Origin of the sequence: Mycobacterium sp. NAZ190054 (assembly GCF_001545925.1) — a bacterium.
Taxonomy (GTDB): domain Bacteria; phylum Actinomycetota; class Actinomycetes; order Mycobacteriales; family Mycobacteriaceae; genus Mycobacterium.
This window is the reverse complement of the sequence record NZ_LMVQ01000562.1, coordinates 1-21,530: the sequence shown is the minus strand read 5'-3', so window position 1 is coordinate 21,530 and position 21,530 is coordinate 1. Positions and strand designations below refer to the sequence as shown.

The following is a 21,530-nucleotide window of genomic DNA, read 5'->3' as shown; positions in this document are numbered from 1 at the left end:
TAAGGCACGATGGGCAGTGAGGTGGAAGCCCGCATTGAACGCGTTCGCGATCACCTTCAACGGCCGGATCACTCCGACTGGCAACTAACCGATGCCAAGTCAGATCCACCGTTTATCTGACAGTCCCTTCGACGGCGTGACGGTCACTGACCAGCAGGCAGTTGCCAGTCAGTCGTGATGATGGTCGGACGGGAATACCGTACGTTTCGAATACTGCACCTCCGCCAGTTAGATGGGAGTAGTCGGCGACAGTGCACCAATGTCATTCAGGTCGGGTTGCGGCCGGCTCGAAACCGTCGAGTGAGTAGGTCAGCGCGTCGAGAAGTGCGTCGCGGAACAGGGTCAGGGCCGGGTTGGTCGCTCCATGGCGCGTGAGCAACACGATGCCCGCCCGCTCGCCCGCCAACGGAACGAACCGCACACCGCCGGCGCGCAGGCTTCGTGACGATGCGGCCAGACGCGTGATGCCCACACCCGCGGCTACCAGAGCCAGCAGCCCCTGAGGCGAGGTGCTGCGGCGCTGGACGCGCGGACGGTACCCGGCAGCGGCGAAATCGCGGTCGTACTGGCGGTGCCACGGTGGCCACGACGATCGAGGCGTCATCACCCACAGCTCGTCGGCCAGATCGGTCATCCGCAGCGTGCGCTTGCGGGCCAGCGGATGTGCTGTCGGCAGGGCGATCATCACGCCTTCGGATCCGAGGAGGTCGCTGTGCAGATCGTCGACCAGCGGCGGCCGGCTGACTGCCGCGTCCAGCGCGCCGCTGCGCACGCCGGCAACCAGGTCGGCGATCCCGAGGTCGGCGGTGTGCAGGTCGACGCTCGGATTCGCTTTCGTGAACAGGCTGACCACCGGCGGCATGACCTCGTTGGCCAACGAGGAGAGAAACCCGACCCGCAGATCGAGGCCCTGCCCGCGCGCGCTGCGGGTGACCGCGTCCATGGCTCGTTCTGCGGAGCCGAGAAGTGGCACCGCTTCGCGCAGCAGGACCTCGCCCACGGCGGTCAGCGTGACGCCGTGGCTGGAGCGCACCAATAACGCAGCGCCGACGCGTGATTCGAGGGCGCGCACCCGGACCGACAGGGACTGCTGGCTGATGTTCAAGCGGGCCGCGGCGCGGGTGATGCTGCCTTCCCGCGCGATCACCACAAAAGCGTGCAGCGCGCGGAGGTCAGGTGGTTCGGCCATGGTCAGCCACAGTCTAAAGCTGTGACTGTCGCGGGAACATTTGTTTCCGCGGCGCGAAATCCGCGCCTACCTTCATGACCATGAAGCGAACGTGGTTCATCACCGGCTGCTCCTCAGGTTTCGGAGCGGCCCTGGCCTCGGCTGCGCTCGGAGCCGGGGACAACGTGGTCGCGACCGCGCGGCGCGCTGAAGTGTTGTCCCCGTTGGTCGAAACCGCGCCCGACCGGGTACTGGCGCTGGCTCTGGACGTCACCGACGAGCGGCGGATCGACACTGCGGTGGCGGCGGCCACCGACCGCTTCGGGGGCGTCGACGTATTGGTCAACAACGCCGGGCTGGCGTCGGTCGGCGCGGTGGAGGAGCTCGAAGGTCCGGCGTTGCGGGAGCTCATGGCCGTCATGTTCTTCGCACCGGTCGCACTGGTGCAGGCGGTGCTGCCCGGAATGCGGCAGCGGCGACGCGGCACCATCGTGCAGATGTCGTCGATGGGGGGACAGGTGTCGATGCCGGGGTTCGGCGCCTACTGTGCCGCGAAGTTCGCACTCGAAGGACTGTCCGAGGCGCTGGCGGCGGAAGTCGCTCCCCACGGAATCAGGGTCTTGATCGTCGAGCCCGGCGCGTTCGCCACCAGCTTCGGTGCCGGGCGGTCTCAGGTCTCGCCGGACTCCGGACACTACGACGACACGGTCGGACCGCAGCGGCGCGCCGTCGACGCCATGGACGGTTCGCAACCGGGTGATCCGGCCGAGGCCGCCCGCGCGATCCTGGAAGCCCTCGACTCGCCCGACCCGCCTCTGCGGCTGGCGCTCGGTGCCGATGCCGTCGACTACATCGGCGCCGCGCTGGACGCCCGCCGGGCCGAGTTGGATCAATGGGCGCCACTGAGCCGCTCGACCGCACGGGCGACGACACTCGACTCGTGAGGACGGTCATCGTCGTCGGCGGCGCAGGCACCATTGGCCGCCGATTGATCCCGGCGTTGAGGTCGAACGGGAGCCGAGTGATATCGGCGGGACGCACATCTGGTGACATCCACGTCGACCTGGGTTCACACAGCAGCATCGAGAACATGTACCGGCAGGTCGACGGAGTCGACGAAGTGGTCTGTGTCGCCGCGCACGGCGCCCTGGACGACTTCGCCACCCTGACCGTGGAAGCGCTCCACGACAACATGGCCGCCAAGTTCTACGGTCAAGCCGACCTCGTCCTCACCGGCCAACACCACTGCAACAGCGGCGCATCGTTCACGTTGACGTCCGGAATCTTCGCCGACCGGCCCTGGCCGGGGGTTACCGGCGGCGGGGTGATCAGCGGCGCACTCCACAGTTTCGTCTTGTCAGCCGCCATCGAGCTGCCCCGCGGGATGCGCGTCAACGTCGTCAGCCCGACCAAGGTCGGGGATTCGGTCGGCGACTTCGACGATCGGTTCGCCGACCTGCGCCCGGTGCCGATGGACGAACTCGTCGAGCACTACCTGGGGTGCATCTACGGCGACGACACGGGCCGTGTCATCCGCGCCTACGGGTGACGGCGGCACACTTCAGATGCGAATGGCGGCGGCCTCCAACGCTTCCTGCAGACCCCGCGTCGCCAACCGGTCGGCCAACTCGTTGTCGGCGACACCGGAATGCCCCTTCACCCAGAACCATTCGACGCGGTGCCGCGCGCAGGCGGCCTGCAGCCGCTGCCACAGGTCGACGTTCTTCACCGGCTGCTTCGCGGCGGTCAGCCAGCCGTTGCGCTCCCAGCCCAACACCCACTTGGTGATGCCGTTGCGGACATAGGTGCTGTCGGTGTGGAGGTGCACCACCACGGGCCGGGTCAGCGCCTCCAACGCCATGATCGGCGCCATCAGCTCCATCCGGTTGTTGCTCGTCGCACCCGGCTCGCCGCCGCACATCTCGCGGACGTGATCACGCTGGCGCAGCACCGCACCCCAGCCACCGGGGCCGGGGTTGGGGCGGCAGCCGCCGTCGGTGTGGATGACGACGGGGGCCTCGAGGGACGCGCTCATGAGCTCCGAGGATAAGGGGCCGAGATCAGCGCCGTCCGGACCGACATCCCGAACTCGAGGTTCCGCAGCGTCGTGATCCGGCGGCCCGGTTGCACCGCGGGCTTCACCGGCCCGGTGCGCTCCCCGAAGAACGCGGCGGTCGCGTCGATGTCCGTGACGACGTAGGTGATGCCCCACAGGGTGGACGGTCCCTCACCCGTCGCGCCGGGCGACCCGACGGCCTCGAGGATCACCTCGCCCATCCGGAAGAAGATCTGACGGATGGGCCGTCCGCCGAGTTCGGCGTCCCGCTCGCGACGTCGATGCACGCCGACCGCGGCCAGCGAGGCGACCGTCCGGTCCAGGTCGGGCGACATCAACACGACGTGGTCGATCGCGGTCACCCCGTTCGGGTGCGTGGCGGGCTCCGCGGGAGCTGTGTCCGACCGTGCCGTCGGCACGCCGTCGAGGGCGTCGAGATCCGGTGGCAGCCCCCGCAGCGACCACCCGACGATGCCGGCGCCGCGACCGCGGCCCACCAGCCGCAGGCGTACCCCGCCGACGCGGCAGACACCGTCGGGGTCGACGCTGAATCCCGCCCTGGTCCAGGCGTCGGCAGGATCGGCGACGTCGAACTCGTCGACGCTGACAGGCATGGCGTGGGTCATGGGTGCGCTCAGCGTACTTCGGATCCGGACCGGCGCTGAGCCACTCGCCACGCCGCCGGCGACCCGCGGTCGGTGCCGTGCGGGTCAGTCGTCCTTGTCGTCTTTGCCTTTGTCGTCCTTGTCGGGTTCGTCTCCGGACTTGGATTCGTCCTTCGACTTGGATTCGTCGGGCTCGTCGTCGTCGTCGGAGTCGTCGCCTTCGCGCGACTGGCCGACGAATTCGAGGACGGCCCAGTGACTGGGTGAGAGCAGAACCGACCACTGGCCCTTCTTGCGGCCGAGCTTGAGCACGCCGTCGTCGATCTCCCATACGGTGTCGTCGCCGTGCTGGGATTCTTGACCATCGGAGTAGGTGAGTTTGAACGCCATGGTGTCGGATGCCCGGAAGGCGCGACCGTTAATCCCGCTGTAACGGAAGGGAGGCCAGAGTGAGGTCTGCTCGGCGCGACGGCTAGCCTGCCGCGGCGCGAGGCGCCCTGCCGAGGAACGTGTGCACGATGTCGCGCTGCCAGCCGGGCACCGTCATGCTCTGCACGTCGACGAACCCGTTGCGCCGCAGTCGATCACGGAACGCTGCTGCTCCGTCGAACTCATTGACACTGCGCCGCAGATACCGGTACAGGCCGGCGTCGCCGGAACGCAGCCGCCCCGCCGGGATGATGATCGCGGTGCTGACCGCGTTCCACACAGCGGTGGCCCGCCGGGAGTCGCGCACCGAGTACTCGTGCACCGCCAGCACCGCCCCGGGCTTCAGGAGGTCCCTGATCGATCCCAGGACGAGGTCCTTGTCGTCGACGTTGCGGACCAGATAGGCGGCGAGGATGCCGTCGAACCGGCCGGTCACCCCGGCGTCGGGCAGGGTTTCGGCGCGACCGTGCACGAACGTCACCGACGACGGCCACGGCTTGGCTCGTGCCTGAGCCAGCATCCCCGTGGATCCGTCCACCCCGACGATCTCGGCGTCCGGCGCGACGCCGAGCAGGGCGGCCGTGGACAGCCCTGTGCCGCAACCGATGTCGAGTAGTCGCAAGCCGCGGCCCCGGTCCGGTAACTGCATGCGCCGCGCCGAGAGTCGAAGATGCGCGTGATAGCCCGGGTTGGCACCGACCAGCCCGTCGTAGGCTTGCGCCCCGGCGTCGAAAGCGTCGGGAACGTCGTAGTGCCCGGCGGTCACACGATCTTCCCTTCCCGTCATTGCCGCGAAGTGTAAACCTCCGCGGCGACACCGGCGCCGCTGATCGTCAAGCCGGTTGCCGGCGGTGCCGCGCCCGCACCGCACGGACGAGGCCGATCGAGGCCACCTGCAACCGGCGCGACGGCGACACCGTGGCCCTGCGGGTGAACACGGCGAAGTCGATCGCCTCGATGCAGTCCAGTATCTCCGAGTACAGCGTCAGCGCGGCCCGCACGCACGGACGTGACCGGGGGTGCAACATCGCGATGCCGTGTTCGGCGTGGCGGTAGACGCGCCGGGTCAGGGCGTGCTGTTCGACCAGTGCGGCACGCAATCGCGGATCGGTGCTGCGCTGCTGCTGACACCAGGTCAGCACGTCCCGGTCGACGCCATGTGCGGCCAGTTCGTCGGCGGGAAGATAAACCCTTCCGCGCGTCAGATCCTCGTCGATGTCGCGCAGGAAGTTGGTCAGCTGGAACGCCTTTCCCAACGCGGCCGCATACGGGGCGGCTTCCTCGCGCGGCGTCACGGTGCCCAGCACCGGCAACATCTGCAGACCGATCACCTCCGCAGACCCGTGCATGTAGCGGTCCAGCGCTGTCCGGTCCGGATAATCGGTGACCGTCAGGTCCATCCGCATGGAGGCCAGAAAGTCGTCGAACAGTTGCCATTCCAGACCGTAGTTGCGGGCGGTGTCGACGACGGCGTCGAGCACGGGATCGTCGCCGCTGGGCCTGTTCTCCACCAGGCGGGCGAACAGCGATGTCGACAGCTGCTGTAGTTCCTCCGCGCGCTGGACGGGGCCGCGTTCGTCGAGATCGTCGAGAACGTCGTCGGCGCGCCGGGCGAACCCGTACAACGCATGCACGGCCGGACGCTGCGCCGGCGACAACAACCGGGTTGCGAGGAAGAAGGTGCGGCCGTGTTCGGCGTTGATGCTGCGGCATCGCCGATAGGCCTGGCGCAGCGCCTGATCCCGAACCCCGGCCGCATCCAGTTCTGAGCCGATCATCGTTGTGCCCCGATCATTGCGTCACTGTCCATGGGGGAGACCGGCCCCGGACGCCTGCGCATCAGGCCACCCGTTCGGTGCAGGCGCTCGCCATGCCGCGAAGTGCCGATCTGACGTCGCCGGCCAGCGGCGCGGTGTCGAGGCGGGTCAGCGCCCACGACACTCGTCGCTCGATCAGCCCCTCGATCCACTCGACCGTCCCGATCTCGTCGATCAGGGCCCGCCACGCGGTGAGGTCGGCCGCGCTGAGGCTCTCGGCCGTCATCAACCGGCCAAGCTGTCTGCGCTGCGCACCGTCGGCGAGCTGGTGGGCGGCCACGACCACCGTGGTGGCCTTGCGCGACGCGAGGTCCGTCGCGGCGGGCTTGCCGGTCGTGTCGGGCGCACCGAACACGCCGAGCAGGTCGTCGCGCAGCTGGAACGCCTCACCGACGGCGCCGCCGTAGTCACCGAGGGCGTTGAGCACACCGTCGTCACAACCGGCCAGCGCCGCGCCGATCTCCAGCGGGCGCCGCACCGTGTAGGAGCCGGACTTGCGCCGGGCCACGTCCAGCACGTGCTCCAACGACGGGAACGCCGCGGCGTCGTTGACCAGATCGGCGAACTGACCGACCGCCAACTCGGTGCGCATCGTGTCGTACCTCGGCCACGCCCGGGCCAGTGCCGCCTGGGACAACCCGCTCTCGCGAAACATCTGTTCGGACCACACCAGGCACAGGTCACCGAGCAGCACGGCGGCCGATTCCCCGAATCTGGTCGGGGAGCCGGGCAATCGGCGCTCGCGATGCCACCGCTCGAACGCCCGGTGGGCACTGGGCCGGCCGCGCCGCATCGGCGACTCGTCCATCACGTCGTCCTGCATGAGCGCGAACGCGTGGAGGAACTCCAGGCTCGCCGCGGCGCGAACCGCGGCCGTATCGGGGCCCGCACCGCAGCGCCAGCCCAGGTACAGGAAGGCCGATCGCAGACATTTGCCGTCGGTGAGCAGATCACGCACCACGCTGTCGGCGATGTCCACGCCGACACCGGCGAGGGCCGGAGCGCAGCGGGAGTCGAGGAACTCGGCCACGGCGCCGAGCACCGACGCCCGGACGTCCGCCCGCCACCGCGACGCCGACGGGTCCGCGGCGCCGGTTCGTGCCGTCTGCGTGGAAGCACCGTTGTTGCCCACCCCTGCTCCACCGCAGTCGGTCATGGGTCCCGCGCCGGATGTCATCGCGGCAGGTCATACCCGAATTTCGTGGCACTTATGCACGCGACCCGGTTCAGCGGCGCCACCTCAGGTACTCGCACCCGACGCCGCGGCAGGCGATTCCGACTGCTTTCAGACCTTGGCGATGACGTTCTCGGCGAACATCTCCAGGTTGCGGATCTTCGCGTCCAGCGGTTCGGTGTCCTGGCCCATGATGTAGGGAATGCGGAAACCGACGATCACGTCGGTGACACCCTTGTCCTCCAGCCGCTTGATGCCGTCGGCGGTGTAGGCGTCGAGCGAGATCACATGGATCTGGTAGTCGTCGTTGTCGGCCGTCCCCGCCTCGTCGCGGAACTTGGTGAGCTTGGCCAGCAGCGCGTCGAGTTCGTCGGGATCACCGCCGCCGTGCATCCAGCCGTCGTTGCGCGCGGCGCGGCGCAGCGCAGCGTCGGCGTGCCCACCGATGAGGATGGGCACCGGCTCGGACGGTGCCGGGGTCATCTTCGTCTTCGGGATGTCGTAGAACTCGCCGTGGAACTCGAAGTAGTCACCCGATGTCAGGCCCCTGATGATGTCGATGCACTCGTCCATCCGCTTGCCGCGCCTGGCGAACGGGACGTTCATCAGCTCGTAGTCCTCGGGCCACGGGCTGGTGCCGACGCCGAGTCCGAGCCGGTTGCCGAACAGCGCCGCCAGCGAGCCGGCCTGCTTGGCCACCAGCGCCGGCGGGCGGATCGGCAGCTTGAGGACGAAATGGTTGAAGTGCAGCTTCGTGGTGACCGCGCACAGTGCCGCGGTCAGCACGAACGACTCGATGAAGGCCTTACCGTCGAGGAACTCCCGGTTGCCGTCGGGGGTGTAGGGATACTTCGAGTCCGATTCGAACGGGTACGCCAGGCTGTCGGGGATGGTCATCGCGTGGTAGCCGGCGGCTTCGGCGGCCTGTGCCAACGGGATGTAGAACGTCGGGTCGGTCATTGCTTCCGCATAGGTGAACCGCATGACGGCAATACTAGAACGCGTTCTAGTTCTTTCCCCGGGGAATCCCGAAGTTTCCTGCTCGCCGCGGGCGGCGTCAGTCCAGGGGGAAGGGCGGCTCCCCGGCGCCTGCCACGGTGTAGCTGCCCCACGGGGTCCGCTCCACCACCCGGGCCTGGGCCCGGCGCGGACCGATCGTCACGGTCACCTCGCGGGTGCCGGAGAGCAGGTCCGCGGGCAGATCGCCGCTGACGATGCCGCGCCAGTGGAAGTGCCCGTCGATCGCTGCGAGGTGCCCGGACAACCGGCCCCGCGCGGCGATCTCCCGGTCGGCGACCGTGACCCGCACGGGCCCGTCGTAGACGTCCTCGTCGGACGGCACGGAGCGGTTCAGGTAGAAACTGGAGGCCACCGACCGTGGTCGCCACCTGCTCAGCCTGATGCGGGATTTCGCCTCCATCCGGGTACTGCCGGATCGGTCCAGCAGGTCCAGGCAGCGCGCCACGAATCGGGTCTGGCGGGCCACGTCGGGGCCGGGGGTGCGGAAGTAATTCGGCCGACCGTGGGCCGCTACGGTGCTGTCAGGCGAGCTTCGCGTGTCGATCACCGTGCGCGCGGTCACCTCGCGGCCGTCGGGAGTCCTCACCGTCCACATCTCGGTCGCGCTGTCAAAGGCGAGGTCGTCGGCAGCGGCGACGACGGTGCCGGAGAACGCACCGGCGGCGCCGATCACGATGCGGCTCACAGGAATCCGGCCCGGCGCCACAACCGCCGACCGAGCCGGCCCATCAAGCCGATCTCCTCGAAGAACGCCGCCAGCGACACGAACGACGACCTGCACATGGCATGGAAATGCGGATTGGCCCGCGCCACCCGCCGCATGGCGCGGCCGTCGAGCCCCGCGCGGTTGTACTGGACCGGCACGGTGAACAGCATGCGGTAGAACGGGCCGCCGACACCGTTCAGATTGGCCAGGTAGGCCTTGCGGTACCACGGCATGGTCGGCACCGACTTACGCAGACCGTCCCGGGCGAACTGGATGTGGCGCGCCTCCTCCGTCACGTGGATACGCATCAGCCGCTGCACGATCGGCTGCAGGTCGGGGTCCTCCATGATCTGGCGCTGCAACGCGTCGAAGATCTCCTCACCCACCAGCGCGGCACCCCACAGCACGCTGCCGCGGAACAGGAAGGGCAGCGAGTTGATGATGATGCGATAGAGCAGTTTGGGACGGACCGGGACACCGCCGATATGGGCGATGGTGCGGCCGAACATCACCATGTGCCGGGTCTCGTCGCCGAGCTCGGTCAGCGCGTAGTGGGTGCTCGCGGCGGTCGGGTTCTTGTGCATCAGGTCGCGCAGCAGGGCCTGGTTGAGAATGTTCTCGAACCAGATGCCGGCCGAGAGGATGTTGATCAGCTCCTGCCGGCTCAGCTCGATCTGCTGCGCGCGGCTCATCGCGTCCCATTCCGGGGTGCCGTAGATCGTGACGACCTGCGGCGGAAGGAAGAACTTGTCGGGGTCCAGCGGCGCGTTCCAGTCGATGTCGACGACCGGGGCGTAGGACTTCTTCACCGAACCCTTCAGCAGGCGTTCGGCAAATTCTTCGCGTGTCGTCTTCGGAGGGGCCGTCATGGTTCGACCGTAGAAAGCCGGCCTACACAAAGTCAATACCCCGGGTACCGGATACCTCGGGTAGCGTCGCGCCGGCCCGGCGGTCGGGGATCATGAAACCCATGGGTTTCCTGTTGCGGGCGGCGCTGACCGGTGTGGCGCTGTGGCTGGTGACGCTGCTGGTTCCGGGCGTCGAATTCGTCGGCGGCGACACCGCGGTGGCGCGCGTCGGCGTCATCTTCGTCGTCGCGGTCATCTTCGGGCTGGTCAACGCGGTGATCAAACCCGTCGTGCAGATCATCTCGATACCGCTGTACATCCTCACGCTGGGCCTGATCCACATCGTGATCAATGCGTTCATGCTGTGGATCACGTCGTGGATCACCGAGCACACCACGCATTGGGGACTGGCGATCGACCAGTTCTGGTGGACCGCGATCTGGGCGGCCATCGTGCTGTCGATCGTGAGTTGGGTGCTGTCGTTGTTCGTCAAGGCAGACTGAGTGTCATGCCCGAGCTGCCCGAGATCGAAGCCCTGGCCGATCATCTGCGCCGTCATGCGGTCGGCCTGACCGTGGGCCGGGTGGACGTCTCGGCCCTGTCGGTGCTCAAGACGTTCGATCCACCTCTGGCGGCGCTGCACGGCCGGGAGGTGACCGGCGCCCACCGCTGGGGCAAGTACCTCGGGTTGCAGGCCGGTGAGCTGTACCTGATCACTCATCTGTCCCGGGCCGGCTGGCTGCGCTGGTCGGACAAGCTCGCCGCCGCGCCGTTGAAGCCCGGTAAGGGGCCGATCGCGCTGCGGGTCCATCTTGGTGAACCGGGCTCGGGGCCGGGCTTCGATCTGACCGAGGCGGGAACGCAGAAGCGGCTGGCGGTGTGGCTCGTCGCCGACCCGATGGCCGTCCCGCAGATCGCCGCGCTGGGGCCGGACGCGCTGTCCCTCGGTGTGGAGGCGCTCGGCGACGTGCTGAAGGGGCAGTCAGGACGGATCAAGACCGTCATCACCGACCAGAAGGTGATCGCCGGCATCGGCAACGCCTACAGCGACGAGATCCTGCACGTCGCCAAGCTCTCGCCGTTCGCCACCGCGAACAAGCTGACCGATGCGCAGCTCGCGACGCTGCACGACGCGATGATCTCGGTGCTCAGCGATGCCGTGACCAGGTCCGTCGGGCAGCAGGCGGCCACCCTGAAGGGCGAGAAGCGTTCCGGGCTGCGAGTGCACGCCCGCACCGGGCTGCCGTGTCCGGTCTGCGGGGACACCGTCCGCGAGGTCTCGTTCGCCGACAAGTCGTTCCAGTACTGCCCGACGTGCCAGACCGGAGGCAAGGTGCTCGCCGACCGTCGCATGTCGCGGCTGCTGAAGTAGCGCCGGCGCCTGCCTGAGTCTGCGTTTCGCCGAACCGTCGGCGCGGCGGCACAGGTTTTCCTACCCTCGAAACATGTCGGATCAGCTGGATCAGCGGCGCGACGAGCACAGCTTCCACTTCGACCGCCACACCCCGCAGTACCGCGACCGGTTCCAGGAGATCACCGCCGAGATGCAGGCGCGGTGCCCGCTGGCGTGGAGTGACACCTACGGCGGGCACTGGGTCGCCGCCGGCAACCGGGAAGTGTTCGAACTGGCGCGGTGTCCGCATGTGTCCAACGACAACGACGTCTCAGGACAACGCAAGGGCTACACCGGAATCAACATTCCGCGCGGCGAGTACAGCGTCGCGTTCCGGGGCGGCATGCTGGAGATGGACGACCCCGAGCATCGCGAGTATCGGACGCCGCTGAACGGGTACCTGTCGCCCGCCGCGGTGCAGCGCTGGGCGCCGGTCGTGGACGAGATCGTCCGGGCCTGCCTCGACGAGAAGATCGAACAAGGCCGTATCGACTTCGTCGACGGCCTGGCCAACATCGTGCCGGCGGTGCTGACACTCGGATTGCTCGGGGTGCCGCTCAAGGACTGGGAGATCTACTGCGAACCGGCCCATGCCTCGGTGTACACGCCCGCGGACTCACCGGACTTCCCGCGGGTGGCGGAGCTGGCGATCGCGTCGGCGATGGGCATGATGCGTCACGTCGCCGAGATCCGGGAAACGCCGCGTCCCGGGCTGATCGACGCACTGGTGCGCGCCGAGATCGACGGCGCGCCGGCGCCGGACACCGAGATCCTGGGCATGCTGATGCTGTTGATCGGGGGCGGGTTCGACACCACCACCGCGCTGACCGCGCATGCACTGGAATGGCTTTCGCAGCATCCGGACCAGCGTGAACGGCTCAGCCGGGAACGGGACACGCTGATGAACCCGGCGACCGAGGAATTCCTGCGCTACTTCACCCCCGCGCCGGGTGACGGCCGCACCGTCGCCGAGGACATCGAGATCGACGGTGTGGTGCTCAAAGAGGGTGAACGGCTCTGGCTCTCGTGGGCGATGGCCAACCGGGATCCGGAGCTCTTCGAGAACCCCGACGAGGTCGTCCTGGACCGTAAAGGCAACCGGCACTTCAGCTTCGGTCTCGGAGTGCACCGCTGCATCGGGTCGAACGTCGCACGCATGGTCTTCAAGTCGATGCTGACCGCGGTGCTGGACAGAATGCCCGATTTCTCCTGCGATCCGGCGGGCACGGTGCACTACGAGACGATCGGCGTGATCCAGGGCATGCAGCACCTGCCGGCCACGTTCACGCCCGGCCCGCGGCTGGGCCCCGGGCTGGACGCCACTCTGGAGAAGCTGCAGCGCATCTGCGACGAGCAGCGGTTGGCGGCGCCGATCACGGAGCACCGCGCGGCCGCGGTCATCGAGTGAATTGGGCGCGCTCGAGCACCCCAGGTGGCGCGAAACGCGCCGAAATCTCTCAGGCGGAGCGGCCGCGCTCGGAACGGTAGCGGCGCACCAGTGCGTCGGTCGACGAATCCGATTGCGTGGCAGGCGATGCGGCGTCGGTGAGCACCGGCAGCAGCGCCTTGGCCTGGGTCTTGCCCAGCTCCACCCCCCACTGATCGAACGAGTCGATACCCCAGATCACGCCCTCGACGAAGACCTGATGCTCGTAGAGCGCGATCAACTGACCGACCACCGACGGTGTCAGCTTCGCGGCCAGGATCGACGTGCTCGGCCGGTTGCCCGGCATCACCTTGTGCGGCACCACATCTGACGGCGTACCCTCGGCAGCTATCTCCTCGGCCGTCTTACCGAACGCCAGCACCTGCGTCTGCGCGAAGAAATTGCTCATCAGCAGGTCGTGCATGCTGCCGGTGCCGTCGGCGGTAGGCAGGTCGTCGGTCGGCTCGCTGAACCCGATGAAATCCGCTGGGACCAGACGGGTGCCCTGATGCAGCAACTGATAGAACGCATGCTGACCGTTGGTGCCCGGTTCGCCCCAGAAGATCTCACCGGTGCCGGTCGTCACCGGTGAGCCGTCGGCGCGCACCGACTTGCCGTTGGACTCCATCGTCAACTGCTGCAGGTAGGCGGCGAAACGCGCCAGATCGTTCGAATAGGGAAGCACCGCACGGGTTTCCGCGCCGAAGAAGTTGTTGTACCAGAGCCCGATCAAGCCGAGCAGCACCGGCGCGTTGGCCTCCAGCGGTGCGGTCCGGAAGTGCTCGTCGACCAGATGGAAACCGGCGAGGAACTCGGCGAAGCGCTCGCGGCCGATCACTGCCATCACCGACAGCCCGATCGCCGAGTCCACCGAATACCGGCCGCCGACCCAGTCCCAGAAGCCGAACATGTTGTCGGTGTCGATGCCGAAGTCGGCCACGAGTTCGGCGTTCGTCGAGACCGCGACGAAGTGTTTGGACACCGCGTCATCGCCGAGCGCCTCGGTGAGCCAGCGCCGCGCCGCGGTCGCGTTCGTCAGCGTCTCCAGCGTCGTGAACGTCTTCGATGCGATGATGAAAAGCGTTGTGGCGGGGTTGAGTCCGTCGAGTTTGGCGACCAGGTCGGCAGGGTCGACGTTGGAGACGAAACGCGCGGACACGCCCCCGTCGGCGTAGTGCCGCAACGCCTGGTCGACCATCACCGGTCCGAGGTCGGAACCGCCGATCCCGATGTTGACCACCGTTGTGATGCGCTCACCGGTCGCCCCGCGCCACTGACCGCTGCGTAGCCGGTCGGTGAAATCACCCATCCGGTCCAGCACCTGGTGCACGTCGCCGACCACGTCCTGTCCGTCGACGGTCAACGACGCGTCCCGCGGCAGCCGCAGCGCGGTGTGCAGCACCGCCCGGTCCTCGGAGGTGTTGATGTGCACGCCGGAGAACATCGCGTCCCGTTTCGCCGGCAGCCCGGCGGCGTGGGCGAGATCCACCAGCAGGCGCAGCGTCTCCCGGGTGACGCGGTGCTTGCTGTAGTCGACGTAGAGGTCACCGACGGTCAGCGCCAACTCGGTTCCTCGCGCCGGGTCGTCGGCGAAGAGTCCGCGCAGATCCTTCGTGGCGATCTCGTCGTGATGACGCGACAGCGCCTGCCATGCCGGTGTGCCGGTGATGTCAGAACCCATGTGCAAGACCCTAGTGCGGTCGCCGCGACGAAGGGGTAAATGATGGAGGTATGGATACTTCGGCGCTTCTGGCATCGGTACCGACGGGTCTGTGGATCGGCGGTGAGGAACGCGAGGGCAAGTCGACCTTCAACGTGCTGGATCCCAGCGACGACGAAGTGCTCACCACGGTCGCCGACGCCACTGCCGACGACGCCCGCGACGCGCTGGACGCGGCGTGCGCGGTGCAGGGGGAGTGGGCGGCGACCGCGCCGCGCAAACGCGGAGAGATCCTCCGGTCGGTCTTCGAGACGATCACCGCGCGCGCCGACGACATCGCGGCGTTGATGACGCTGGAGATGGGCAAGGTCGTCGCCGAGAGCAAGGGTGAGGTGACCTACGGCGCGGAGTTCTTCCGCTGGTTCGCCGAGGAGGCGGTGCGTATCGAGGGGCGGTTCACGCCGAGCCCGGCCGGCACCGGCCGGATCCTGGTGACCAAACAGGCCGTCGGCCCCTGCTACGCGATCACCCCGTGGAACTTCCCGCTGGCGATGGGCACCCGCAAGATGGGCCCGGCGTTCGCCGCGGGCTGCACGATGATCGTCAAGCCCGCGCAGGAGACCCCGTTGACGATGCTGCTGCTGGCCAAGCTGATGGCCGAGGCGGGGCTGCCCAAGGGCGTGCTGTCGGTGCTGCCGACCAGCAACCCGGGCGGGGTCACCGAGGCACTGATCAACGACGGCCGGTTGCGGAAGCTGACGTTCACCGGATCGACCGGGGTCGGCAAGGCGCTGGTGAAGCAGTCGGCGGACAAGCTGCTGCGCACGTCGATGGAGCTCGGCGGCAACGCCCCGTTCATCGTGTTCGACGACGCCGACGTCGACGCCGCGGTGGACGGCGCGGTCCTGGCCAAGATGCGCAACGGTGGTGAGGCCTGCACCGCGGCCAACCGGTTCCATGTGGCCAACGCGGTGCGTGAGGAGTTCACCGAGAAGTTCGTCAAGCGGATGAGCGAGTTCACCCTCGGCAAGGGGCTCGATGAGAAGTCGACGCTGGGCCCGCTGATCAACGCCAAGCAGGTCGCCACCGTCACCGAGCTGGTGTCGGATGCGGTGTCGCGCGGCGCGACGGTCGCCGTCGGGGGCGTCGCGCCGGGCGGACCGGGCAACTTCTACCCGGCCACCGTGCTGACCGACGTCCCCGACGACGCGCGGATCCTCAGAGAGGAGGTGTTCGGTCCCGTCGCGCCGATCGCCGGGTTCGACACCGAGGACGAGGGCGTCGCCGCGGCCAACGCCACCGAGTACGGGCTGGCCGCCTACGTCTACACGCAGTCGCTGGACCGCGCGCTGCGCGTGGCCGAGGGCATCGAGTCCGGCATGGTCGGGGTCAACCGCGGGGTGATCTCCGATGCCGCGGCGCCGTTCGGCGGGATCAAGGAATCCGGCTTCGGCCGCGAGGGCGGCACCGAGGGCATCGAGGAGTACCTCGACACGAAATACATTGCGCTGACGAAGTAGTCAGCAGCTAGCACCGCGAGCAGACACAAAACTGCACATTTTCGCGTCGCAGCGTGCACGTTTGTGTCTGCTCGCGGAAGGTGCCCGCGCGCCTGCCGGGTTCGTCGCCCGCCCGCCCATAGACTTCCTTGCTCGGAGTAGGCGAGGAAGGGGCCGCGAGGTGACCGACGGCGGAGCCGTCAAGTTCGGCACAGCCGTGAGCGCGGCGCCGATCCGTGTGGGCCCGCGCCGGTATGTCGGGCCGGGTCAGGCGATTCCGGCTCTCGACGGGCTCAGGGCGATCGCCGTCGCGCTGGTGCTCGCCGACCACGGCGGCATCCCGGGCCTGTCGGGCGGCTTCCTCGGCGTCGACGTCTTCTTCGTCCTCAGCGGGTTCCTGATCACCTCGCTGTTGCTCGACGAGGTGGGACGGACCGGGCGGGTAGGGCTGAAGGGTTTCTGGATCCGGCGCGCCCGCAGACTGCTGCCCGCGCTGCTGGTGATGGTGCTCGCGGTGGTCGCGCTGCGCGAACTGTTCTCCGAGGAATCCACCGCGAATCTGCGCGACGACGCCGTCGCCGCGTTCTTCTGGATGTCGAACTGGGTGTTCGTCGCGCAGGACACCGACTACTTCTCCCAGGGCGCGCCGCCCTCACCGCTGCAACACACCTGGTCGTTGGCCGTCGAGGAGCAGTACTACGTGCTCTGGCCGCTGCTGATCGCCGGCGTCGTCGCCGCGCTGGCGGCGCTGGCGTACCGGCGCGGCGTGCCGCTGTCGCAGCGCGTCGTCCGCACCGCGGTGTTCGTCCTCGCCGCCGGCGGTGTCGCGGCGTCGGCGGCGGCCACGACGGCCCTCAGTTCGGAGGCGACGCTGAACCGCGTCTACTTCGGCACCGACACCCGGGTGCAGGCACTGCTCGTCGGGGCGGCCGCCGCCGCGCTGCTGGTGCGGGACTGGCGTGGGCTGACCGCCGGTCTGGTGATCTTCCGGTCGCGCTGGGCCCGCTGGGTGGCGTGGTGGCTGCCGGCGGTCGGGCTGGTGGTGCTGTTCAGCGCCGCGCGGATGGCGACGGGCAGCGCCGCGGAGTTCCGCAGCGGACTGCTGATCGTGGTCGCGCTGGCGGCGGTGCTGGTCATCGCGCCGGTGGCGCTCGCCCAGGACGGGCCCGTCGCGCGGCTGCTCTCGGCCGGCCCGCTCGTCGGGCTCGGGGCGATCTCCTACGGCGTGTACCTGTGGCACTGGCCGATCTTCCTGGTGATCAACGGTGAACGCACCGGGACGTCGGGCTGGGAGCTGTTCGCGCTGCGCTGCGCCGCGACGGTGGCGGTCGCGGCGGTGTCGTGGTGGCTGATCGAACAACCGATCCGGGAGTGGCGCCCGGCGTTCGTGCCGATGCTGCCGCTGGCGGCGGCGACGGCAGCGACGGCTGCGGTGGTGACGATGACGGTGCTGCCCGTGCGGGTCGACCCGGTGACCCCGGAACCGGGGCCCGAGGTCGACATCGCCGCGCTGGTGGGCGCCGAGGTGCCGGTCGAGGTGACCACACCGCCGAGGCCGCATGCTCCCGGCGACCTGCGGGTGGCGGTGTTCGGTGACTCGATCGCATGGACGCTGATGCGGTATCTGCCCGAGACGCCGGGCGTGGACTTCGCCGACCACACCACGATCGGGTGCGGCATCGCGCGCGGCGGGCCGTACGAATACGTCGGGCAGGAACTGCCGCAGAAGCCGGAGTGCGACACGTGGCCGGCGCGCTGGACGCAGCGCATCGGACACGAGAAGCCCGACGTGGTGCTGTTGATCGTCGGCCGCTGGGAGGTCGTCGACCGCATGAACGAGGGCCGGTGGACCCACATCGGCGAGCCGGCTTACGACGCGTACCTGCGCGGGGAGCTCAACCGTGCGCTGGACATCCTGAGCTCGACGGGCGCGCGGGTGGTGGTGACGACCGAGCCGTACAACCGGCGCGCCGAGAAGCCGGACGGCAGCCTTTATCCCGAGGATCAGCCCAAGCGTGTCGAGCAGTGGAACGAGTTGCTGCGCGGCGTGGTCGACGAGCGGCCGAACGCCACGGTGCTGGACCTGAACAAGAAGCTCAGCCCGAACGGCTACTACCAGACCAGGGTGGACGGCATCCGGGTGCGCAGTGACGGCGTGCACCCGACGCCCGAGGCGGTGGAGTGGCTGACGCCGTGGCTGGTCGAGGCGCTCACGTCCGGGTGATCTCGGCGCGCAATGCGACCCCCAGGGTGCTCAGGAGCGCCGGATTCGCCGGGGGTCAGTGGCCGAGGCGGCCGCGGCCGAGGCGCAGCAGCAGCATGGCGAGGTTCTTGCCCTCTTCGCCGAGCACGCTGTAGCGCTCGATGACCTTCATCTCGCGGCTGTGCACCAGACGGGTGCCGCCCGAGGCCATCCGTGCCTTGCCGATCATCTGCGACACCTCGGTGCGGCGCCGAACAGCCTCGAGGATCGCGGCGTCCAGGCGGTCGATCTCCTCGCGCAACTCGTCGATATCAGGCACTTGGGCGGATTCCGTCGTCGTCATGTCATTCTCCGGGTTCTCGTCGTGGGAGGGTCTGGTCCGATCGGTTTCGGGCCTCACACAAGAGACGAGCCCCGGATCGCCGATGCGGACCGCGGGGCTTGGCAGAAGCTGCTAGGCCACGGGCACCGCTGGCCGGTACCCGTAGAAAAATCGGCGATGAGCCCTTCGGGCGAAGAGCATATTGCCGAGCTGCACGTTGAGCACCCAACGAGTGTGCCACCGCCTGCCGTGGCTGCGCAAAGAGTGTCCCTGCACAGCGGTAAGTTTGGGATCGATATGACTTCGCTTTTCTCCGAGACCGGCACCGACGAGCTGCTCGACGGGCTCAATCCCCAGCAGCGCCAGGCGGTGCTGCACGAAGGCACCCCTCTGCTGATCGTCGCGGGCGCCGGCTCGGGCAAGACCGCGGTGCTGACCCGCCGCATCGCCTACCTGCTGGCCGCCCGTGACGTCGGTGTGGGGCAGGTGCTGGCCATCACGTTCACCAACAAGGCCGCCGCAGAGATGCGTGAGCGGGTGGCCGGGATCGTGGGCCCCAGAGCCAGGAACATGTGGATTTCCACCTTCCATTCGTCGTGTGTGCGGATCCTGCGCAACCAGGCCTCACTGCTGCCCGGCCTCAACTCGAACTTCTCGATCTACGACGCCGACGACTCCCGGCGCCTGCTGCTGATGATCGGCAAGGACATGGGGCTCGACACCAAGAAGTACTCGCCGCGGCTGCTGGCCAACGGCATCTCGAACCTGAAGAACGAGCTGATCGGCCCGGAGCAGGCCGCCGCCGAGGCCTCCGAGGCCGCCGACGACCTCGCGCGCGTCATCGCCGAGGTGTACGCCGAGTACCAGCGCAGGTTGCGCGCGGCCAACGCGCTGGACTTCGACGACCTGATCGGGGAGACGGTGGCGGTGCTGCAGGCGTTCCCGCAGATCGCCCAGTACTACCGGCGCCGCTTCCGGCACATCCTGGTCGACGAGTACCAGGACACCAACCACGCGCAGTACGTGCTGGTCCGTGAACTGGTGGGGACCGAAACCGTGGACGGGGTCGCGCCCGCCGAGCTGTGTGTCGTCGGCGACGCCGACCAGTCCATCTACGCGTTCCGCGGCGCCACGATCCGCAACATCGAGGACTTCGAGCGCGACTTCCCGAACGCCACGACGATCCTGCTGGAACAGAACTACCGCTCCACCCAGACGATCCTGAACGCGGCGAACTCGGTGATCGCCCGCAACGTCGGCAGGCGCGAGAAGCGGTTGTGGACCGACGCCGGCGAGGGCGACCTGATCGTCGGGTATGTCGCCGACAACGAGCACGACGAGGCCCGCTTCGTCGCCCAGGAGATCGACGCGCTGGCCGATTCCGTGCCCGGCTTCTCCTACAACGACGTCGCGGTGTTCTACCGCACCAACAATTCCTCGCGCGCGATCGAGGAGGTCTTCATCCGGGCCGGCATCCCGTACAAGGTGGTCGGCGGAGTGCGCTTCTACGAGCGCAAGGAGATCCGCGACATCGTCGCCTACCTACGGGTGCTCGACAACCCGGGCGACGCGGTGAGCATGCGGCGCATCCTCAACACCCCGCGCCGCGGCATCGGCGACCGTGCCGAGGCATGCGTCGCGGTGTACGCCGAGACCACCGGCGCCAACTTCAACGACGCGCTCGCGGCGGCGGCCGAGGGCAAGGTGCCCATGCTCAACACCCGGTCGGAGAAGGCCGTCAAAGGGTTCGTCGACCTGCTCGATGACCTCCGCGGCGGACTCGACGGGGAGCTCGGCGACCTCGTCGAGGCCGTGGTGGACCGCACCGGCTACCGCGCCGAGCTGGAGGCCTCCAGCGATCCGCAGGACCTGGCCCGCCTCGACAACCTGAACGAACTGGTCAGCGTCGCACACGAGTTCAGCACCGACCTGGCCAACGCCCGCGCACTGGCCGAGGAGGAGGCGCAGGACGAGGACGTCCCCGACACCGGGGTGCTGGCCGCGTTCCTGGAGCGGGTGTCGCTGGTCGCCGACGCCGACGACATCCCCGAGCACGGCTCCGGTGTCGTCACGATGATGACGTTGCACACCGCCAAGGGGCTTGAGTTCCCGGTCGTCTTCGTCACCGGCTGGGAAGACGGCATGTTCCCGCACATGCGCGCGCTCGGGGACCCCACCGAACTGTCCGAGGAGCGCCGGCTGGCCTATGTCGGCATCACCCGGGCCCGGCAGCGGCTGTACCTCAGCCGCGCCAAGGTGCGGTCGTCGTGGGGGCAGCCGATGCTGAACCCGGAGTCCCGGTTCCTGCGGGAGATCCCGCAGGAACTCATCGACTGGCGCCGCACCGAGCAGCCGTCGTCGTTCTCGGCGCCGGTCGGCAACGCCGGACGGTACGGCACCCCGCGCCCGTCGCCGACCCGGTCCGCCGGAGGCAAGCGCCCACTGATCGTCCTCGAACCCGGTGACCGCGTCACCCACGACAAGTACGGGCTCGGCCGGGTCGAGGAGGTCTCCGGCGCCGGCGAATCGGCGATGTCGCTGATCGACTTCGGCAGCGCCGGGCGCGTGAAGCTGATGCACAACCACGCGCCGATCAGCAAGCTCTAGCCGCCCCGGCTCCACCGGGCGGTGGCCGGCAGCCCCACCAGCACGATCGCCGCCAGCGGCAGCACCGGCATCGCGTAGACCAGTGTGGGAAGTTTCGCGCCGGCGACGAACAGGCTGGCGAAGATCAGTATCGCGATCACGGCGCCGACCACGATCAGCAGCCGGGCGTTGGGGCGACGCAGCAGCAGCGCGATCACCCCGCTGATGGACGCCGCGGCAGTCACCGCGCCCAGGAATCCCATCGCCACACAGAACAACGGGTCCGTCGCCCACCACCCGGCGATGAGGTCGGTGGCGATGACGCCGGTGGCCCATCCCGACACGATCGTCAGCACCGCGGTGGCGATGGCGGGCCTGGCGTCGGCGCGGGGCGGGCGCGGCGGCCCGACCGCGACGGGTTTGGCGCGCGGGACGTACTGGGTAACCGGGTCGGCGACGGACGCGACAGGCTGCTCGCCGGTCGGGTGGCGGCGCAGGATGCCAGTCGGCGGCTCAGAGGAGGACTCAGGGGCAGACAGGGCGGGCTGGGAGCCGGTCAGCGGAGCGCGCCGGAGGATCCGGGTCTCGTCGGAGGGATCAGAGGACTCGTCGGCCACT

The 21,530-nt window shown here is 68.6% G+C and carries 21 protein-coding genes and 1 pseudogene; 9 read left to right on the top strand and 13 right to left on the bottom strand.

Annotated features, from left to right (window positions below):
* Positions 1-262 precede the first annotated feature (262 nt).
* Positions 263-1,189, bottom strand: coding sequence for a LysR family transcriptional regulator (locus ASJ79_RS27575; RefSeq protein ID WP_067962190.1), 927 nt, complete (start codon positions 1,187-1,189; stop codon positions 263-265).
* Between the two features lie 80 nt (positions 1,190-1,269).
* Here ASJ79_RS27575 and ASJ79_RS27570 point away from each other — a divergent pair, with 80 nt between their 5' ends.
* Together ASJ79_RS27570 and ASJ79_RS27565 are read left to right on the top strand one after the other, a co-directional pair.
* Positions 1,270-2,112 (top strand): oxidoreductase, encoded by an 843-nt coding sequence (locus ASJ79_RS27570; RefSeq protein ID WP_197420402.1) that lies wholly within the window; start codon positions 1,270-1,272, stop codon positions 2,110-2,112.
* Positions 2,109-2,717: a short chain dehydrogenase gene (locus ASJ79_RS27565; protein WP_197420401.1), complete on the top strand. Its 609-nt coding sequence runs from the start codon at positions 2,109-2,111 to the stop codon at positions 2,715-2,717. The genes ASJ79_RS27570 and ASJ79_RS27565 overlap by 4 nt, the downstream gene beginning before the upstream one ends.
* A gap of 12 nt (positions 2,718-2,729) precedes the next feature.
* On the opposite strand, the gene rnhA is transcribed toward ASJ79_RS27565, so the two are convergent.
* The 9 genes from rnhA to ASJ79_RS27520 form a co-directional block, all read right to left on the bottom strand.
* Positions 2,730-3,203 (bottom strand): ribonuclease HI, encoded by a 474-nt coding sequence (gene rnhA / locus ASJ79_RS27560; protein ID WP_067962184.1) that lies wholly within the window; start codon positions 3,201-3,203, stop codon positions 2,730-2,732.
* Positions 3,200-3,838 (bottom strand): glyoxalase, encoded by a 639-nt coding sequence (locus ASJ79_RS27555; RefSeq protein ID WP_067962195.1) that lies wholly within the window; start codon positions 3,836-3,838, stop codon positions 3,200-3,202. The genes rnhA and ASJ79_RS27555 overlap by 4 nt, the downstream gene beginning before the upstream one ends.
* 96 nt (positions 3,839-3,934) lie before the next feature.
* On the bottom strand, positions 3,935-4,219 hold the full coding sequence (locus tag ASJ79_RS27550; protein WP_067962181.1) for a hypothetical protein: 285 nt from the start codon (positions 4,217-4,219) through the stop codon (positions 3,935-3,937).
* Positions 4,220-4,301: 82 nt separating this feature from the next.
* The gene (locus ASJ79_RS27545) at positions 4,302-5,045 is read right to left on the bottom strand and encodes a class I SAM-dependent methyltransferase (protein WP_067962178.1); all 744 of its coding nucleotides are present in this window, start codon (positions 5,043-5,045) and stop codon (positions 4,302-4,304) included.
* Between the two features lie 46 nt (positions 5,046-5,091).
* Positions 5,092-6,036 carry a phytoene/squalene synthase family protein gene (locus ASJ79_RS27540; protein ID WP_067962175.1) on the bottom strand — a complete coding sequence of 315 codons (945 nt, stop codon included), beginning with the start codon at positions 6,034-6,036 and terminating at the stop codon, positions 5,092-5,094.
* Between the two features lie 61 nt (positions 6,037-6,097).
* A complete protein-coding gene (locus ASJ79_RS27535; protein ID WP_197420400.1) occupies positions 6,098-7,252 on the bottom strand; it encodes a polyprenyl synthetase family protein in 1,155 nt (384 codons plus the stop codon).
* Between the two features lie 108 nt (positions 7,253-7,360).
* Positions 7,361-8,233: a TIGR03619 family F420-dependent LLM class oxidoreductase gene (locus ASJ79_RS27530; RefSeq protein WP_067962170.1), complete on the bottom strand. Its 873-nt coding sequence runs from the start codon at positions 8,231-8,233 to the stop codon at positions 7,361-7,363.
* A gap of 73 nt (positions 8,234-8,306) precedes the next feature.
* Positions 8,307-8,954 carry a DUF4873 domain-containing protein gene (locus tag ASJ79_RS27525; RefSeq protein ID WP_067962166.1) on the bottom strand — a complete coding sequence of 216 codons (648 nt, stop codon included), beginning with the start codon at positions 8,952-8,954 and terminating at the stop codon, positions 8,307-8,309.
* Complete coding sequence (locus tag ASJ79_RS27520; RefSeq protein WP_067962163.1) at positions 8,951-9,844, bottom strand: diiron oxygenase; 894 nt, start codon at positions 9,842-9,844, stop codon at positions 8,951-8,953. Before ASJ79_RS27520 ends, ASJ79_RS27525 begins: the two co-directional genes overlap by 4 nt.
* A gap of 101 nt (positions 9,845-9,945) precedes the next feature.
* Between ASJ79_RS27520 and ASJ79_RS27515 the strand changes: the two genes are divergently transcribed.
* The 4 genes and pseudogenes from ASJ79_RS27515 to ASJ79_RS27505 all read left to right on the top strand — a co-directional run bounded on the left by ASJ79_RS27515 (position 9,946) and on the right by ASJ79_RS27505 (position 12,624).
* A complete protein-coding gene (locus ASJ79_RS27515; RefSeq protein WP_067962161.1) occupies positions 9,946-10,326 on the top strand; it encodes a phage holin family protein in 381 nt (126 codons plus the stop codon).
* A gap of 5 nt (positions 10,327-10,331) precedes the next feature.
* Positions 10,332-10,574 (top strand): annotated as a pseudogene (locus tag ASJ79_RS34560) (DNA-formamidopyrimidine glycosylase family protein); the annotation flags it as partial.
* Positions 10,575-10,721: 147 nt separating this feature from the next.
* Entirely contained in the window at positions 10,722-11,195 is a 474-nt protein-coding gene (locus ASJ79_RS34555; protein ID WP_231751065.1) for a zinc finger domain-containing protein, read from the top strand.
* A 73-nt stretch (positions 11,196-11,268) separates the two neighbouring features.
* Positions 11,269-12,624: a cytochrome P450 gene (locus tag ASJ79_RS27505; RefSeq protein ID WP_067962157.1), complete on the top strand. Its 1,356-nt coding sequence runs from the start codon at positions 11,269-11,271 to the stop codon at positions 12,622-12,624.
* Between the two features lie 49 nt (positions 12,625-12,673).
* Here ASJ79_RS27505 and pgi read toward each other — a convergent pair whose 3' ends face one another.
* Positions 12,674-14,323 (bottom strand): glucose-6-phosphate isomerase, encoded by a 1,650-nt coding sequence (pgi, locus tag ASJ79_RS27500; RefSeq protein WP_067962156.1) that lies wholly within the window; start codon positions 14,321-14,323, stop codon positions 12,674-12,676.
* Between the two features lie 50 nt (positions 14,324-14,373).
* Here pgi and ASJ79_RS27495 point away from each other — a divergent pair, with 50 nt between their 5' ends.
* A complete protein-coding gene (locus ASJ79_RS27495; RefSeq protein WP_067962154.1) occupies positions 14,374-15,822 on the top strand; it encodes an NAD-dependent succinate-semialdehyde dehydrogenase in 1,449 nt (482 codons plus the stop codon).
* A 196-nt stretch (positions 15,823-16,018) separates the two neighbouring features.
* Positions 16,019-18,025: an acyltransferase family protein gene (locus ASJ79_RS27490; RefSeq protein WP_082754099.1), complete on the top strand. Its 2,007-nt coding sequence runs from the start codon at positions 16,019-16,021 to the stop codon at positions 18,023-18,025.
* Between the two features lie 55 nt (positions 18,026-18,080).
* Here the strand turns inward: ASJ79_RS27490 and ASJ79_RS27485 are convergent, their stop codons facing one another.
* The gene (locus ASJ79_RS27485; protein WP_067962151.1) at positions 18,081-18,347 is read right to left on the bottom strand and encodes a chorismate mutase; all 267 of its coding nucleotides are present in this window, start codon (positions 18,345-18,347) and stop codon (positions 18,081-18,083) included.
* A 276-nt stretch (positions 18,348-18,623) separates the two neighbouring features.
* Between ASJ79_RS27485 and pcrA the strand changes: the two genes are divergently transcribed.
* A complete protein-coding gene (pcrA, locus tag ASJ79_RS27480) occupies positions 18,624-20,933 on the top strand; it encodes a DNA helicase PcrA (RefSeq protein WP_067962149.1) in 2,310 nt (769 codons plus the stop codon).
* On the opposite strand, the gene ASJ79_RS27475 is transcribed toward pcrA, so the two are convergent.
* Positions 20,930-21,529, bottom strand: a complete 600-nt coding sequence (locus tag ASJ79_RS27475; RefSeq protein ID WP_067962147.1) for a hypothetical protein — start codon at positions 21,527-21,529, stop codon at positions 20,930-20,932. The genes pcrA and ASJ79_RS27475 overlap by 4 nt on opposite strands.
* Position 21,530: the final 1 nt, after the last annotated feature.

What these genes read in the sequence shown, in the direction of transcription:
- ASJ79_RS27575 (WP_067962190.1), bottom strand. Translation starts at nt 1,189, where the DNA reads ATGGCCGAACCACCTGACCTCCGCGCGCTGCACGCTTTTGTGGTGATC.
- ASJ79_RS27570 (WP_197420402.1), top strand. Translation starts at nt 1,270, where the DNA reads ATGAAGCGAACGTGGTTCATCACCGGCTGCTCCTCAGGTTTCGGAGCG.
- rnhA (WP_067962184.1), bottom strand. Translation starts at nt 3,203, where the DNA reads ATGAGCGCGTCCCTCGAGGCCCCCGTCGTCATCCACACCGACGGCGGC.
- ASJ79_RS27555 (WP_067962195.1), bottom strand. Translation starts at nt 3,838, where the DNA reads ATGCCTGTCAGCGTCGACGAGTTCGACGTCGCCGATCCTGCCGACGCC.
- ASJ79_RS27550 (WP_067962181.1), bottom strand. Translation starts at nt 4,219, where the DNA reads ATGGCGTTCAAACTCACCTACTCCGATGGTCAAGAATCCCAGCACGGC.
- ASJ79_RS27545 (WP_067962178.1), bottom strand. Translation starts at nt 5,045, where the DNA reads ATGACGGGAAGGGAAGATCGTGTGACCGCCGGGCACTACGACGTTCCC.
- ASJ79_RS27540 (WP_067962175.1), bottom strand. Translation starts at nt 6,036, where the DNA reads ATGATCGGCTCAGAACTGGATGCGGCCGGGGTTCGGGATCAGGCGCTG.
- ASJ79_RS27535 (WP_197420400.1), bottom strand. Translation starts at nt 7,252, where the DNA reads ATGACATCCGGCGCGGGACCCATGACCGACTGCGGTGGAGCAGGGGTG.
- ASJ79_RS27530 (WP_067962170.1), bottom strand. Translation starts at nt 8,233, where the DNA reads ATGCGGTTCACCTATGCGGAAGCAATGACCGACCCGACGTTCTACATC.
- ASJ79_RS27520 (WP_067962163.1), bottom strand. Translation starts at nt 9,844, where the DNA reads ATGACGGCCCCTCCGAAGACGACACGCGAAGAATTTGCCGAACGCCTG.
- ASJ79_RS27515 (WP_067962161.1), top strand. Translation starts at nt 9,946, where the DNA reads ATGGGTTTCCTGTTGCGGGCGGCGCTGACCGGTGTGGCGCTGTGGCTG.
- ASJ79_RS34555 (WP_231751065.1), top strand. Translation starts at nt 10,722, where the DNA reads ATGGCCGTCCCGCAGATCGCCGCGCTGGGGCCGGACGCGCTGTCCCTC.
- ASJ79_RS27505 (WP_067962157.1), top strand. Translation starts at nt 11,269, where the DNA reads ATGTCGGATCAGCTGGATCAGCGGCGCGACGAGCACAGCTTCCACTTC.
- pgi (WP_067962156.1), bottom strand. Translation starts at nt 14,323, where the DNA reads ATGGGTTCTGACATCACCGGCACACCGGCATGGCAGGCGCTGTCGCGT.
- ASJ79_RS27495 (WP_067962154.1), top strand. Translation starts at nt 14,374, where the DNA reads ATGGATACTTCGGCGCTTCTGGCATCGGTACCGACGGGTCTGTGGATC.
- ASJ79_RS27485 (WP_067962151.1), bottom strand. Translation starts at nt 18,347, where the DNA reads ATGACGACGACGGAATCCGCCCAAGTGCCTGATATCGACGAGTTGCGC.
- pcrA (WP_067962149.1), top strand. Translation starts at nt 18,624, where the DNA reads ATGACTTCGCTTTTCTCCGAGACCGGCACCGACGAGCTGCTCGACGGG.